This is a genomic window from Clostridium sp. Marseille-Q7071 (genome assembly GCF_965112025.1).
The window spans coordinates 4,109,560-4,126,569 of record NZ_CBCOPR010000001.1; the positions used below are offsets into that span (position 1 = coordinate 4,109,560).

The window sequence follows — 17,010 nt, forward strand, 5'->3', positions numbered from 1 at the left end:
AACACCTCCTTTAAAATTGAAAGTAAATAAATGGACTATATGTTGAATTAACTATAAATATTATTGCAATAATTAATAAAACTCCAATAAATATTGTTTTCACTATCTGGAACGCTTTTTTATCTTCATATAATTTAAATATATTATGAATTATCGGAAGAGAACCTATAGTCGATATAAATATCCAAAAAACTAATGATTTATTAACAAAGTAACTAAATTGGAAGGTAACTGTTGCAGCTTTATTTATCCCAAACATTATTGATAAATAATCTATAGCTTCCATTAAACCATTGGCTCTAAATAATACCCATCCTAATATAACAATAAAGATAGTAATTGTTCTTTTTATAAAAGATGGAATTTTTACATACCATGTTTTTTTATTTATAAGCTTTTCAATAATTATAAATACGCCATGCCATACTCCCCATACAACAAAATTCCATGAAGCTCCATGCCATAAGCCTGTAACTAAAAAAACAATAAAAAGATTTAAATATGTATTGCCTGTCCTATTTCCACCCAATGGTATATAAAGATATTCTCTAAACCAAGTAGATAAAGATATATGCCATCTTCTCCAAAATTCAGTTATAGATTTTGATATATATGGATAATTAAAGTTTTCCATAAATTTAAAACCAAATAAATGTCCTAATCCAATAGCCATATCGGAATATCCTGAGAAATCAAAGTATATTTGAAAAGTATAACAAATAGCTCCTAACCATGCTGTGGGTAAATCAATTCCCGTACTTGAAAGTGAAAATATTGTATCAGCTATCATAGCTACAGTATCAGCAATAATTACCTTTTTTGCTAGTCCTATAACAAATCTTTCAATACCATAACTAAACTGTTCAATAGTTTCTTTTCTTTCTCTTATTTGATTATCTATATCCTTATATTTTACAATAGGACCTGCTATTAGTTGCGGGAAAAATGATACATATAAGGCAACAGAAAAGATATTTTTATTAACATTTGCATCATTTCTATATATATCAATTATGTATGACATACCTTGGAATGTAAAAAATGAGATGCCTATAGGTAATATAATTTCCTTGTATTGAAAACCGGTATTGAAAATACTATTAATATTTTCAATTGCAAATCCATAATACTTATAGTAAAAAAGTAAACTTAAATTTAATATTATACCTATTAATAAAACAATCTTTTTTAATTTTTTCTTCTCTTTTAACTTATCAATAAGTATCCCAAATATATAATTTATTAAAATACATACACCTAATAATGGTAGATTCTCTATTCCTCCCCAAGCATAAAATAATAAACTTGCAAAAAGAGATATGTAATTTTTTAAAAGTTTACTAGGAAAAAGATTCCCTACGGTATAATAAATTAACAAAGTTATTGGTAAAAATACAAAAATGAATATTTGAGAACTGAATACCATGCCTTTCCTCCTTGTATAAAATAATATAAGTTGTAACCAAGTTGTAACCATTTTGTTTATTATACCATGTATGTCAATACCAAAATTTTGTTTTTAAGTACTTGAAAATATTGTTTTTAGTCCAATATAATTCTTATTTAAGAGCTTTATCTTTAGTTTTTTTGTTATGTAAAAAAATGCATAAATATTCATAATTTCTTAATATTTTTCATGTAGAAAATTTACAATAGATATTCTCATTCTAGATACTCTTGTTTGAACTATAGTTATATATCTACTAAATTATTTATAACTTCTAATGATGTTATATCTTTATTCCCTCCTAAATAATCAATTTTCAATAATGTAATATTATATATTAATTTTCTATATTTCTCTCATGTTTGCAATTCAATTTGCTGTATGCTAAACTTTGATTATACGTTTTCATACCTTTGAATAAGCTCTTCTATTATAATATAGTTTACTAATAATAATAGAAGGATTTCTTTTTTATCCTTATATCTATAGACCTTTGTATAGAAATAAAAAATCAATTTCAATTTATTGTAGAGGATAATGATTTTACCCAAAATTTCTTTATATATTCTGCAAAGAACTGGGTCATTTTGGAACAAATTGAGAATCTAAAAATTTAATAAAAAGTGAGAAAATACAAAACATATAGTTTTCAAATATTCTCATTCTTGATATGGAGGTATTCTTTTGCATTCTAGGAATCTAAACAAAATATCATCGGAAACATTTTCCTATAAAAAAACAAATATCGAATTATATGCTACACTATATCGAAGCACACAAAAAACAACTCGTGCAACACTTTTATATTTTCATGGTGGAGGCTTGCTATATGGAAAAAGAACAGACCTTCCAGAATATCATATTAATACATTTTGTGATGCAGGATACTCTATCCTTGCCTTTGACTATCGCTTAGCTCCAGCAACTAAGCTACCTAATATCATAGATGACCTCAAAGATGCTATTCTATGGTATTTAAATAACCGTACAAATTTATTTTATTCTAAATGCCCATATTTCTTGTGGGGAAGATCTGCTGGTGCATACTTATGTCTTCTTGCTCCAAGGATGGATTTACCGGAGAAACCAATTGGAATTCTTTCTTATTATGGCTATACCTTTGCTCACGATTTCTGGTACAATCAGCCAAATACATATTATTCACAATTTCCTTCTGTAGATGAGAAGACAATCATCTCTATGTGCAAAGAAGGTGAAACAGCAGAAGGCTTACTAGATACACGATACAGCTTATATGTATATGCCCGTCAAACAGGAAAGTGGATACATATGCTCACTGATGATTCTATAGAGAATTTTTATAATTTATACTCATTAAAAAAATCAACAGATTTTAATTGTTATCCTCCCGTCTTCCTTGCTCATAGTTTTCATGATACAGATGTACCTTTTGCAGAATCTCAAATTTTATCTTCTTTGCTACCTAAATCTCATCTATTTGTAGCTTCTGCCAAGGCACATGACTTTGACAAGGACACTACCTGTGAGGATACCGTATCTCTAATAGAGGAATCCTTATACTTTATGAATGAAATAAATTCTTAAGTAAATCACATACTATATAATATTTACAAATTCACTTACTATGTGCCAAATTATTATCCATTTTAAATATACCTCCTTTGTTGGTTATAATGGACAAACCTACTTTTATTTTACATGGGAGGTACTATTTTTTGTGCTAATAGTTAAAAGCTTTTTAAAACCACAGGTATAACTTGTGGTTTTTTATGTACAATAAAGTGATCTATTATTTGTCTTCTGTTAAAATCAGACTCAATTGTAATTGAAATATAAAATCAGAGTCGTCTATTTTTCGCTCCAGAATATCTTCACATTTTTTTATTCTATATTTTACCGTATTTCTATGAATAAACATCTTATTTGAAGTTTCTGTAATATTACATTTCAATTCTAAATAAGTCTTTAAGGTATTTCTAAGTTCTAAGGTCCTCATATTCTCCGGATATGCTAATGTTCTTAGATTATAAAGACAAAATCCTTCTATCTGATCTCTAGGAAGTGTTTTTAGCAATTCAGCAGCATTTTTAGTTTTATAATATTTAATATAAGAAATATTGTTTCTTTCTTCTCCCATCTTATAACTTTCTAAGGCTTCAAAATAAGAGTATTTTATTGCTTCTATTTCTGACATTCTATTACCATATGAAAAACTAACCTTCACTTGTAACATTGACTTAAGCTTATCATGATAATATCTAAGCTTTTCTGTTAAGTCATCTGTATTGCCTTGGATTAAAAAGACATATCTGTAATTTTTAATTTCTGGCAGCAAAATCACACTATTACGATACTCCTTAAACAACTCTTTTTCTAACCATTCATAAATAAAAATATACTTTTGTTCACGATGAGAGAACTTATTAACATGAAATTTATTATTTTTAAAAGACTCCAACGTTACCAAAATAACATAATAGAACTTACTAGGCTTTAACCCATGTGCTTTTCCAAGGGTTAGTAACTGCTGAGACGTCAAATTATCACCTTTATGTTTATTTAATATAGATAGTAACGATTTTTCATCATCTTTTAATTTGTTATATGAAATACACAGGTTTTTATATAATAAAAATTCAAATGCAAGCAATACCTGCTCTATCACTAAAGCCGATGTATCAGCAGACAATGACTCTGAATCAAAAATAAAAAGATAACAAGAATTTTCATCAAAAGCACGATAAGGATAAATGGATATTCTCTCTTTTTTATGCTTTGTATCAATATAATGTTGCACTGTACTCGATTTTTTTTTATATAGTGGAAGAGAAAAAAATAATTCTTTTGCTGTTTCTATATTTTCTTCTTTAAAATTACAATTGGTACCGATAACATTTCCAAGGGGATCTATAAGTAAAACTGGCTTTTTTAAGATATTACTCAAATTATTCAACAACATTTCTGCAGATTCACCCTGAAAAAGAAGATTAGAGAACTTTTTCTGAGTATTCAATGCATGAAGTATTTCCTTGTTTTGAACGTTCCATAAATAAGAAAGCACCTGTTGATACACTTCTCCCAGCGTAAGCTCCATAGGAATTTGTAAAAGAGGAAATCCCAACTTATCTGCCGTCATGATAACCTTTTTATCTAATTCATCAATAAAACGACCTAATTTGATTGCCAATGCTGCACAGGGTAAATCATTTAATTTATAAATAAGTTCACAAAGCTGATCCTGGTTATCCTTATATACCATAGCCGTTGTAATAAGTAACGTATTTTGAGGTAGATAGGTAGCTACATCTGGAGTTTCTGTTGACTCTATTGTCTCTACTTCTCTATATAAATCAGCTTTTGTATTAATTACCTTTAATTTAGTCAAGTTCAATAATTCAAAAACAGTCATCTAATCCCTCCTATTGAGTTCCTGTAAATCATTATAAATATCTATTTCGCATGATAATGTCACAACTTTCAAACCTTAGACAAGCTTTAAATCATACAATTATTAGGTATATTATAGCATATGTTGTCAATTTTCGAGCTAAATCATCCATACTATTCAAATTTTTTAAAATAAAGATTTAAAATAAATAAAAGCACCACAGCTCCTAAGAGTGTGATGCCTAAATTATATTATTGAAACTTGAAATTAAAACAGTATTCTTTCAAAAATACTGTAAAACTTATATTTTTAATTAACCTTCAGCATAAATTTAGTATTATTAATCTAAGGTTATAATAGTTCCACTTTCACCTCTTAATGCTAACTTTGCCTTGTCTAGTGAAGCAATAATTGCTTTTTTACCTTTTTTAGATTCAGCAAATTTTAAAGCCGCTTCAACTTTAGGGAGCATACTTCCATTAGCAAAGTATCCTTCCTCAATATACCTTTTAGCATCTTCTACTGTCAATTTATCTAGATTTACTTGATTTGGCTTACCGTAATTTATTGCAACTTTATCAACAGCTGTCAATATAATAAGTTCATCTGCATCAATATCCTCTGCTAATTTTTCTGAAGCAAAATCCTTATCTATTACTGCTGCTACCCCTTTAAGCCTTTTATCTTCTAGCTCAACTACAGGGACTCCACCGCCGCCTACTGTAATTACTACAGTACCATTATCTATTAATGTTTTTATTGATTCTATTTCTACTATTTTTTTAGGTTTAGGTGATGCAACTACTCTCCTATACCCACGTCCTGAATCTTCTACCATCACATAATCTTTTTCCTTCTGAAGACGTTCTGCTTTGTCTTTTTCATAAAATGGTCCAATAGGTTTTGTTGGATTTTTAAATGCAGGATCATCTTTATCAACAACAACTTGAGTTATAAGACTTACTACTGGCTTCTTGATCTCCTTTTTCATAAGTTCTTCTCTTAAGCTCTGCTGTATATGATAACCAATCATCCCTTGACTCATTGCACCACAAACATCAAATGGCATAGCAGGAGTTACTTCACTTGCATATTCATTTTGTATTACAATTCTTCCTACCTGTGGTCCATTACCATGAGCTATTACTATCTCATATCCTTCTTCTATTAAATCAGCAAGATGAACAGCTGTTTCTTTTACAACTTCTAATTGAGACTCTGCCGTTGCTTCCTTGCCCTCTGCTTGAAGTGCATTGCCACCTAAGGCTACAACAATTCTTTTCATAATATTCCTCCAAAAAATTTAATATATTCTAAGTTCACATTAAAAACTTTTTATTTTTTTATTCACAAAGAGTTGCAATCATAACTGCATTCCAGCAAAATATTAAATCTTCTAACTATTTAATATTTGATAATCCAGTTCTTTTTCATCTTTTGCAATTATCATTGCAATTAGCGCGTCAATATCTACATTTAATACAGTTCGAAACATACCAGAAAACCAGTCTATCCCAGAAAGTAATGCAATACTTTCTAGCGGTAGTCCAAGACTTGGTACTACCATTGTCAATGCTATAAGTCCTCCTCCAGGTACTGCCACTGTACCTAGGCATGCTAATGTTGACAATATGACTATTTTAATCATATTTATCGCAGATATTTCAATTCCGTAGAATTGTGCAATCATAATGCAAGAGAGAGCTAAATACATTGCTAACCCATTGCTGTTTAAAGTCATTCCAAGTGGATTTACTAGTCTAGACACTTTTTGGCTAACTCCTAGTTTCTTTTCGCTATCCTCCATTTTGATAGGAAGTGAAATTGCTGAAGATGTAGTTGCAAATGCAAATAATGTCATTCTTGACAACTTATTTGCAATACGAATAGGATTAACTTTACAATAAAAAGAAACAAAAAGGATTACAAAAATAAGATGAAGACATGAACCTACAGCAAAAATCAACAAGAACCTCATTAATGGTATTATTACTTTAATCCCAGTACTTCCAGTTGTATAGGCTACTAGAGCACATATCCCTATTGGAGCTATTTTCATGATAATAGTAATCATTTTTAAAATAATTCCATTAAACTCTTTCAATATTCCTAAGAACTTACAATTTTTGTGTTCTGCATTCCAAGCGCTTAAGGTAACTCCGAAAATAACGGAAAAAACTATTATCTGTATCATATTTGAATCCACCATGGATGAAAAAATATTACTTGGAAAAAAGTTTAAGATAATATCATATATACTCTGATCTACTGTCTCCACTATGTACGTGCCTTGGGTAACACTCGCTATTTCACCTGACATAAAAATCTTTCCTAGAATCATGCCTAATGCAGCTGCTAAAAAAGTGCTAAGCATAAACCAAAAAAACATTTTTCCTCCAATTCTCCCCAGTTCATGGTAGTCTAAATTTCCTACTGCTTCAATAACAGCTCCCATAACTAATAGTACTACAGGCATCATGAGTATCCTTAAAAAGATATCTCCTATAATCTTAATTCCGATTACCTTCTCCTTAAAAATAATCCCTATTAAAATTCCCAGAAAAGCACCAATAAGAATTTGTTTTGTCATAGAAATAGTCTTTATTTTTTTCATAGGTTCCCTCCTATATCAATTACCTAAACCAGTTTGTAGCTTTTTAATCTATAAATTTAGCCCTACAAGAATGCCCGCCATCATATCACGTCCTGAGGTATGTCCAAATTCAAGAATTTTATCTATACTTCTTCTCATCATTTTTTTATCAACTGTAATCAACGCCTGATACATATCAAGCAAAGCATCATTATAACAATTTTCAAAAGCACTGATGTAATAATGTGCACTAATATCTGTTGTATATTTTTCTTCTTTAATAATTTCTTCTAGTTCTTCTAAAAATTCCTCACTTAATATATTGCATATTCTATGGGCAAATAAAATACCTACTAAAAAATCATCTCCTGCTGGAGTTAACCCTAATCCATATCCTACCCATTTTAATAAAACTGACTTTATAAAATCTTTTTCTTTGCTTCGGAAACTGGAATATAGTGTCTCTCTTGCCCTATTATCTTCATTTATTAATTGCCCTAAGGATACTCCCAGTCCCGTCTTCATATTCATATCAATATTATCTTTAAGCAAATCAAAACAGCATCTTGATACCTTACAGGGCTTCTGGTCTAAAAAACTGCTAAAGGATTTGCATCCTTTAAGCTCTATTGTGATTTCTTCCGTTACCAATTGACTCATTTCTTTATTCCAAAGAAAACTAATCTTTCTGCCATTTATTAATTCTAATAATGGAGATATATGCTGTTCTTTAAGTAAAATACCATATGGTAATTTCGTATTTTGTCTGTTTCCAACAAAACATAAAAATTTATTTACTTTTATATTAAATCCACTTTCAAAGCAACTATGAACAGCATATTCCTCTTTATCCTTTAGCAGCTTCATTAACTCAGCAGAAATATTTTGGGCTTGCACCTTCATCTCTATTCACCTCGTCATACATATGAAGCTTTATATAAATGTAATTACTCTGTATATCCTAATTTTTTTGCATATGCTATAACTGCTTTTTCAAAGCATTCAATAGGCGGATGCACTGTTCCCGCTCCAATTTGGCCTAATCCCGCTTTTTTATGAGCAATTCCTGTATTAATAACTGGAGTAATCCCTTTTTCCACCACTTTCCTAGCATCAATTCCAAGGCATATTCCTTTGAAATTCCATGTTGGGATAATGAAATTAGGATTTTCATCAATGACAATCTCTCTCATTTCATTACTAATTTCAAGTGCATCTTCAAAGCCTCCAGTTCCTACAAACCTGGTAACTGCCGGTGCCGCAATCATTGCCATTCCACCAACACCAAATGTTTCTGTAATAGCACTATCACCCATATCAGGACTTGCCATATCTCCGTCATATCCGGCAAAATACAATCCCTGTGGAGTATTTACAGGTGCTGTAAACCATTCATCTCCCATTCCTGCTATCCTAATACCAAAATTTTCTCCATTCCTACACATAGCTGTAACAATGGTTCCCTGCTGAATTTTTCTCGCACCGTCCATAATCGCTTTAGACGAAGCCATAATGATATTAAGGAAAAATTGATCTGTATCTGCAAGAAATTTGATAACCTGGCTTTTATAATCCTCTTCTATATCAAGCTTAACAATAACAGGACTTATCTCTTTCAAGAATATTAAAGAAGCTGCAATGTTTCTTTGATGAAATTCATCTCCCATGGCAATGGCTTTTGCAACCATAGGATTAACTGCTAATCCACTTGGAAAAGTTCTAAGAGCTTTTCCTAAAATCGGTCCTAACACATCTCTCATCCATCTAAGTCTCTCAATTACTTCTTCAGAATAAGCTCCAAATCTTAATACTTTACCGATTCCTTCATTTAAAGTGCAATATGCCCTGTTACCCTCTGTTGTATTTTCTACAACTAGCACTGGCATATTACCAGAAGTAATTCCACCCATAGGGCCAACTGCCTGTACATGATGACATGGAATAAATTTGACTTTACCTTCATTCAGGAGATTTCTTGCTTCTTCTTCTGTATCTGCCCACCCTTCAAAAAGTACTGCTCCAATACATGAGCCCTGCATAGGTTCTGGCATATTGTCCCATTTAATAGGTGGACCTGCGTGTAATAAAACTTTCCCCTCATTGAGTTCCTCAATTACTGTATTTGCCGGTACCACATCTAGAAGAACGGGAGATGAAGCTACTATTTTACCAATAACTGCCCTATTGGCAGCATCTATTGTTTTATAAACCATTTTAAAAGCCTCCTATCCTAAGAAAATTTATAATTTCTCAAATAATTTAATGCTCCAATCATCTGCATATCCCCGCCTGCTGGTGGAGTCCAATTATACTGAACCACTTCACAGGAAAATTCTTTTAGAACTTTAGAAAAGCTTTCTAATCCCACATTAATGATTTTTGGTTTTTCCTGAAGTAATCTACGAAGAGCTTCTGATATACTGCATTCTGGCTGCTCTGTTGTTTTTTTCATAGGGATAACAGGCTTTTCTCTTTCATTAAAATCATAGCCAATCAAAGCAAGGGATGTTTCTACAGCCTGTTTATTGCTTTCACAAACAATAACTCCTGCATCCTCCATAATTTTCTTTTGTTTATCATAATTCTGATAGTCTTTTCTTGTTCCACATATTGTTGTGACGAAATATAAGTCTCTATTTTCCTCTTTTACCTTCTCCTTTAATTCTCTAATAGCTGGCAGTAAAGATCCTGCCATATCCTCATGGGAACCATATCCTAATACAATATCAAACAATATAACTCCGGTGGATTCATCTTTAGCTGCCTCTTTCATACATTCTACTCTCTTAGTGGGATCAATCATCGGATGCGGTTTTCCTTGAGTATATGCGTCATCTCCTAAATCCACCACAGTATGTCCTGATGTATTTAGCATATAGCCTGCCTGTTTTCCTAAAGGTACAGATAAATCCAATATATCACGAATCATCATTGCAGCTTCTGCTGCCAATGTTCCTCCTGAGTAGTATCCTTTAATTGTCTTATTTTCTTTAGCAGAAAAGTTTTTATCTACATTAACTTTAAACTTATCTCCTTGTATGTTTTCATTTCTTAGTAATTGCACTGCAATTCTAGCTGCTTCATCTAGTGTGTATGCATGATAAAAGTTTTCTTCATGGACTTCAGGTTTTTCACCAAGAAATAATGTAACTACAGGCTTTTTAAAATGTCTTAGACGTTCTACTACATGATTACGAACTTTCTCAGCAGGTGGTTTTGAGATAACAATAACTACCTCTGTATCCTTATCCTCTTCCATTGCATTAATGGAATCTATCATAGTAATTGCTCCTACCTGTTCAGATAGATCTCTTCCCCCTGTTCCAATTGCATTGGTTACTCCTTCTCCTAAACGATCAATAATCGTTGTCAACTCTTGTATGCCTGTCCCTGAAGCTCCTACAATTCCTATTTTTCCAGGTGTAACATTATTGGTAAATGCTATAGGTACACCTTTGATAATTCCTGTTCCACAGTCCGGTCCCATGACAAGTAATCCTTTTTTATGAGCTTTTTCTTTTAGCCTTTTTTCATCTTCTAATGTAACATTGTCACTAAACATAAACACATTTAAGTTCTCATCAAGTGCTCTGTCAGCTTCTGAAGCTGCATAAATTCCAGGAATTGATATAACTGCTAAATTGGCATCCGGAAGTTTCTCCAAAGCTTTATCCCATGAAATTACAGTATCAGATTCTCCTTTTTTATTGGATTTTGCTGACTGACTTTTAAAAAACTCATCTACTTCCTTCAACACCTCATCTATGATATCATCTTGTGTTTCCACTACAATTGCCATGTCATTGGACCCTGCTTCTAATAATTCAGGTGTAGCCATTCCACTTTCTTTGTATATATCTTTATTTGAGGGTGTTGCCATCATGATAGAGACTTTACTAACACCCTCCATTGTTGAAATCTTGTTAGTTAATAACATAAGCACAACAGAATCGTGATAATTTCCCTTCTTTATGATTGTTTTTAACATAAAATCACCCCATTCCTGTTTTATTCTGCAAATTTATTCTTATGATCATAGTTATCAAAGTGAATAGCATCGCTGATAAGATAATTATAGATGTCATCTACAATCTCAACGCCCTCTTTATCATATTTTTCTTTTCTAATTAATGCTCTCTCTCCTGGATAATTAACCTTATCAAAACCTTCCGCTGGTTTTATTTCTCCTAATTCATCTAATACGGTTGACATGTTCTTTTTAAAGCTTTCAATATCCGTAAATCTGCTTGGATCAATTACAATATGAAGCTGTCCTAAATCTCTACCCTTGGATAGATCTTCGTACATAGAACTTACATGTTTTCCAAATGGAAGACCTAACAATACTCCAGATAATACGTCAACCATCATCATAAGTCCATATCCCTTTGGCCCTGCAATAGGAACTAGAGCATTTACCTTAGTTGAGTCAATAGTAGGATTTCCATCTTCATCTACTGCCCAAGTATCTGGAATTGGTTCTTTTTTAGAACGTGCAACTAAAATTTTACCCCAAGCTTGAACTGTTGTAGCCATATCAAATATTACTGCTCTGTCATCTGCAGTAGGAACTCCAAAAGCAATTGGGTTTGTTCCATAATAAGGCTCTGAACCTCCATATGGTACGGCCATAGGATCTGACTGACACATTGAAATTGCAACTAAGTCTTCTTTTGTAGCCATCTCTACATAGTAACCTATACTTCCGCTATGAGATATATTTTTTACTCCTACAACTGCAACTCCTGTTTCTTTTGCCATCTTAATAGCTTCCTCCATAGAAAAAGTTGCTGCTACATATCCACATCCGTTATCTCCACTATATATTCCGCTGGCAGGACCAGTTTTCTCAAATGAAAACTTTGGATTTGTATTAATACCACCTTTAAAAATTCTCTCTGCGTAATACTCTACTCTTACTGCTCCATGTGAATGATAGCCTCTTTCATCAGACCATGTTAAAATTTCAGCTATTATATCTGCATGTTCATCACTAAGTCCAGCCTTATGTAGCTTATCCTTCATCAACTGTTTTAATTTTTTGTTTTCCACTTTCATTTTTTCAGTTCCTCCCTTAATAATTAAATATTAATTTTGCTAAAATGTATCTCTATTTTCATTTGTATATTACGAAAATCCCTGTGGAAATCTCATTTAAAATCAAGTCTTTTTTCTCTTAAATTAAGAGTACATTACAGAGATTTTCGTACTATAAATTTTTTATCTGTATTATAGTTTTATATCTCTATTACAGTCTTTTGAATAAATGTATGCAAAGTCCTCATCCCTACCAACTCCATAAGCTGCTTGCAAACTGTAGGCACCCATAAAGAGGTAATCTCCTTTTTGTACTGGAATCCAATTATTATCTAAGTTATACATACCTTGTCCTGAATAGATATATGCTCCATGCTCCTGTACATGTGTTTCTATATATCCATGACATGCTCCTGGCTTAAAAGAAAGTATATGAAAATTCATATCAAATCCAATATCTGTAGCAGACGGTAGAAAATCTTTTATTAATACATCCTTCATTCCTTCATATTCCACCCACTGAATATCATTTATATTATCAATTACAGTATAGGCACTATGTCCTTCTATACGGTCATATTTTCTTTTATATAAGAATGCCCTTACTTTTTTATCTCCACTGTTCTCAAAATATAATTTTCTATTTTCTGGACAGAAGATAAATCCCCCATCTGTAAGTTGTGCCTCTTTTTCTTCATTCCATACTTTTAGATTACCTTCAAATACATAAAGGAAGGTTTCTATTCCATCTTCACCAAATCCTGAATGGTTGTATCCACCTTTCTCAATGTTCAATAGGTAATCTACAAATGAAGCTCCTAGCTTTGGAGAGGATAATATGGTAACCTCACATTTTTCAAAGTTAGGAATTACATTTTTCACAATACCATCCGGTTCAATCAGTGCAAAATTTCCACGTTTTACAATAGATCTATTAGTTAAAATATCCTCTCTATAACCTGTAACTTTATTTAAATAACTCATAATACTTCCTCCTAGTTTTTTTAATTAAGCTGTATGTTTTACATTTTTGAAATTCTTAGCATTAAATATTGCAAATAACACAACCCCAATAACTAATAAAAATGCTCCAATATAAAATCCTAATACTCCAGAACCTGTTGTATCCATGATAATTCCTGTTGCTGCTGGAGCAATAATTGATGATGACATTCCAAAGAAATTAAAGGTTCCTAAAGTTGTGGCAAGGTTCTTTTTATCTGCTTTATCTGAAACATAAGAAATCAATACTGGATCAACTGCCATTTTCCCTAAAAATCCATAAAGTAATAAAATTATAGCTAAACTACTTGTATTAGGTGCCATCATAGATATTGCAACTAAAACAAATGCTGCAACTTCAAGTCCAATAATTATATATGATTTTTTATCTCTCTTTTTATCTGATAAGTAAGCAAAGAATAATGCTCCTGGAACTGCAGTTACTGAAATCATAGATACTATTAATCCAATTAACCCTCCTGTAATTCCTCTTTCAGTCTCTAAGAATTTTGGAAGCCATGTAACAATTAAATAATAAGCATAACATGTACAAAAATACAGAATGTAGCAAGAAACCATATTTAAGCTAAATAATGAAGATTTCTTTTCTGATGAATCTATTTCTTCAACAGTATTTGCTTTGACCTGATTGTCTTTTTTTACAGTGTCTGTATTTTTTATCATAAAGAAGAACCATAACACCATAAAAAAGATTAATGCTGCAGAAATATATACCATTGACTGCCATGGCATTTCCAATGTTTTTACAACATAACTAGATCCAGTCATACCTATGATGAAACCTAAAGCAGAACCACTATTTACTATTGCTGTTGCTATTCCCTTTTTACTTGGCGGCACATGCTGAGTTGTCAATGAGAAAGCTGCTCCATAATAAGTTCCACAACCAATCCCTGCAAGCACACTACCCATATAAATAGTTCCTATAGTTTTTGATAATGCAATACTTACTGCACCTAAAGTAAATATAATAAACCCTGGTATTAATACTTTTTTCTGACCAAACTTATCTACCAAAAATCCTGAAGGAATTTGCATAGATGTATAGCCGAAGAAATAACAACTTGCAATCAATCCCATTGCTGCATTTGTTTGCGGCCCTATTGTTCCCTGAATTTCCGAGTAAATAGGGGATAACATTGCCCTATATATCCAAATAATTGTCCAACCTAGACAAAAGGTAAATACAATAGTCTTCCAATAGTTCTCTGAAAATGACTTTGATGAATTTTCTCTCATTTTCTATCTCCTCCATTTTTATATGCTATTTATATGCTAATTGATATAAAGTTGCCTTTAAGGTATCAATACCTTTACTTATATCTTCTACCTTTGTATTTTCAGCTGGATTATGACTGATTCCCTTTATACTAGGTACAAATATCATACCTGTCGGAATTCTAGGTGCAATTATCTGAGAATCATGTCCTGCGCCACTATGCATAATTTTATAATTTATATTTTCACTCTTACATACGTTCTCAATTACATTTATAATATTGCTATCCATAGGAACTGGATCTTCATTCATCCAATTATCAATTTCTATTTCTACATTAGCTTCTTTTGCAATACATCTCATGTCCTCTTCTATTTCTTTTGTAAAGCTATGTAAAAACTCTTTATCTGTATGTCTACAATCCATTGTAAATAGCGCCTCACCTGGAACAACATTTACTGTATTCGGTTTCACTGAAACCTTACCAAAGGTTAAGACTAATGGATCTCCCTCTGCTTTTGCCTTTTCAATAGATTCTGTTACAATTTTTCCAAAAACCTGCATAACATCTCTTCTATATTTCATCAATGTTGTGCCAGCATGATTGGCCTCTCCTTTTAAAGTAATGTTATATCTCTTCTGTCCTACGATACTGGAAATAACGCCTACAGATTTTCCTTCCATCTCTAATGTGTTTCCCTGTTCAATATGAAGTTCTACAAAGGCTTTCACATCTGGAATAGAACATGTATTATCTTTTTTAAAGTCAAATCCGCATTGATGCATCGCATCCACAAATTTAATTCCATTCACATCTGTGATATTTTCTACATCTCTTTTATCTGCTATTCCAAAAATATTCTTACTTCCCCAAAAAACATATGGGAATCTGCTTCCTTCTTCCTCTGCTAAGGATATTACTTCTAGATTTTTCTTAGGTCTACCATATGTTTCTAGTAATTGTTTTATTGCTAAATATCCACCTACAATTCCTAATTGGCCATCTAGCTTGCCACCGTTTACAACGGTATCAACATGTGAACCTGTTGCAATTGTTTCATCTCTATTGTCTGTTCCTATAACCTTTCCGTACAAGTTACCAATTTCATCAAATCTTACTTCCATACCTAATTCTTCAAATTTTTTCTGTAACCCCTTTTGTACTTCTAACCAGCTTTCTGAATATAACAGTCTGCTCGTTCCACCTAAATCATCTAATCCAAAAGAAGAAATCCAACTTATCATATCCTCAATTTCTTTCAATAATTTACTCATTAGTTTATCCCCCTTTACCTAATCTTGATATTATCTTACTTTTTAGAAAATAAGAAAACAATATCTAAAGTAGACAAGTTATCTTCTGTTTTTTTGTTTATTGTGAACATTCAGAAATCCATAATTTAGGTAATTGTGTGAATATTAAGTGAAATTTTTATTTATAAATAGATAATTTTACTATATTTTTTAAAGAATAAATGCTAGTAACTAGGATGTCTTCAACTTCATCTTAATTTGAAAATGGCCTAGTTACTAGCTTCAAAACCTGTGTGGAAATTTAGTTATAAAAAAAGAACTCCATTTCTAGAGTTCTTAGTATTTTAGGATAAAACATATTTAATTTTTCTGATTAGTGGCTTTATAGATAAACTAGCTTAAAGATTAATGCATACCAAATATAACTCCACACTTGAGCATTTTAATTCACAATTCACAATTAAGGTAAAAATTATTTTGGTTAAAATAATTTCTTTAATGGATTTTTTAACTAGCAATACAATTGCTAACGTTTTATTGTAGAGGCAAACAGTGTTCACCAGACTTACCACCTCTGGGGAACAGTAGCGAAGCCCGTAAGGGTTCCCCTGAGGTGAAGTATAGTTTGGAACAATCTTAGTGATTTTACACTAAGATTATGGAGATAAGCAATGTAATTAAAATATTAGTTAATGTTGCAGATACACTACCATATTATACTGCACCCCAGGGGTTTAAATAGAAAGTAGTTATACATTAGAATTTTATGATTACTTTGATTTTATTTAAAACCTATAATTTTGTTGTAAACCCCAGGGGTGGAAGATTAATGCTGAGAAATATCCACAATTCTAAATTTTGAATTTAGTAATCTTAGGAACGATACCAATAAGTGTTAATTATTTTCAGAGATAGATTAAATTTAAGCGTGATATATCTATATACACTTGTAAAATCAAAGTCAATTTTAGATATTATTGACGATGAAGAAATATTAATATGTATCAAGACTCTTTCTCTACTTTAAAATTTTGGACTTCTGTAATATTAATTTCATCTATAAGTGC

The 17,010-nt window shown here is 31.5% G+C and carries 12 protein-coding genes; 1 reads left to right on the forward strand and 11 read right to left on the reverse strand.

Going from position 1 to position 17,010, the window contains the following annotated elements; all coding sequences use genetic code 11:
- Positions 1–10: 10 nt before the first annotated feature.
- Complete coding sequence (locus tag ACWPW7_RS19555; RefSeq protein WP_454054882.1) at positions 11–1,426, reverse strand: MBOAT family O-acyltransferase; 1,416 nt, start codon at positions 1,424–1,426, stop codon at positions 11–13.
- A 705-nt stretch (positions 1,427–2,131) separates the two neighbouring features.
- Here ACWPW7_RS19555 and ACWPW7_RS19560 point away from each other — a divergent pair.
- The gene (locus ACWPW7_RS19560) at positions 2,132–3,013 is read left to right on the forward strand and encodes an alpha/beta hydrolase (protein ID WP_454054883.1); all 882 of its coding nucleotides are present in this window, start codon (positions 2,132–2,134) and stop codon (positions 3,011–3,013) included.
- Positions 3,014–3,218: 205 nt separating this feature from the next.
- On the opposite strand, the gene ACWPW7_RS19565 is transcribed toward ACWPW7_RS19560, so the two are convergent.
- The 10 genes from ACWPW7_RS19565 to allC form a co-directional block, all read right to left on the reverse strand.
- A complete protein-coding gene (locus ACWPW7_RS19565; protein ID WP_454054884.1) occupies positions 3,219–4,838 on the reverse strand; it encodes a PucR family transcriptional regulator in 1,620 nt (539 codons plus the stop codon).
- Positions 4,839–5,157: 319 nt separating this feature from the next.
- On the reverse strand, positions 5,158–6,102 hold the full coding sequence (gene arcC / locus ACWPW7_RS19570) for a carbamate kinase (RefSeq protein WP_454054885.1): 945 nt from the start codon (positions 6,100–6,102) through the stop codon (positions 5,158–5,160).
- 111 nt (positions 6,103–6,213) lie between these two features.
- Complete coding sequence (locus ACWPW7_RS19575; RefSeq protein ID WP_454054886.1) at positions 6,214–7,431, reverse strand: dicarboxylate/amino acid:cation symporter; 1,218 nt, start codon at positions 7,429–7,431, stop codon at positions 6,214–6,216.
- Positions 7,432–7,479: 48 nt separating this feature from the next.
- Complete coding sequence (locus ACWPW7_RS19580) at positions 7,480–8,313, reverse strand: DUF2877 domain-containing protein (RefSeq protein ID WP_454054887.1); 834 nt, start codon at positions 8,311–8,313, stop codon at positions 7,480–7,482.
- Positions 8,314–8,357: 44 nt separating this feature from the next.
- Entirely contained in the window at positions 8,358–9,623 is a 1,266-nt protein-coding gene (locus ACWPW7_RS19585) for a DUF1116 domain-containing protein (protein WP_454054888.1), read from the reverse strand.
- A 17-nt stretch (positions 9,624–9,640) separates the two neighbouring features.
- A complete protein-coding gene (fdrA, locus tag ACWPW7_RS19590) occupies positions 9,641–11,398 on the reverse strand; it encodes an acyl-CoA synthetase FdrA (RefSeq protein WP_454054889.1) in 1,758 nt (585 codons plus the stop codon).
- A 20-nt stretch (positions 11,399–11,418) separates the two neighbouring features.
- Positions 11,419–12,468: an ureidoglycolate dehydrogenase gene (allD, locus tag ACWPW7_RS19595; RefSeq protein WP_454054890.1), complete on the reverse strand. Its 1,050-nt coding sequence runs from the start codon at positions 12,466–12,468 to the stop codon at positions 11,419–11,421.
- A gap of 171 nt (positions 12,469–12,639) precedes the next feature.
- A complete protein-coding gene (gene allE, locus ACWPW7_RS19600; RefSeq protein ID WP_454054891.1) occupies positions 12,640–13,431 on the reverse strand; it encodes a (S)-ureidoglycine aminohydrolase in 792 nt (263 codons plus the stop codon).
- Between the two features lie 24 nt (positions 13,432–13,455).
- On the reverse strand, positions 13,456–14,709 hold the full coding sequence (locus tag ACWPW7_RS19605; protein ID WP_454054892.1) for an MFS transporter: 1,254 nt from the start codon (positions 14,707–14,709) through the stop codon (positions 13,456–13,458).
- Positions 14,710–14,734: 25 nt separating this feature from the next.
- Entirely contained in the window at positions 14,735–15,964 is a 1,230-nt protein-coding gene (allC, locus tag ACWPW7_RS19610) for an allantoate deiminase (protein ID WP_454054893.1), read from the reverse strand.
- Positions 15,965–17,010 lie beyond the last annotated feature (1,046 nt).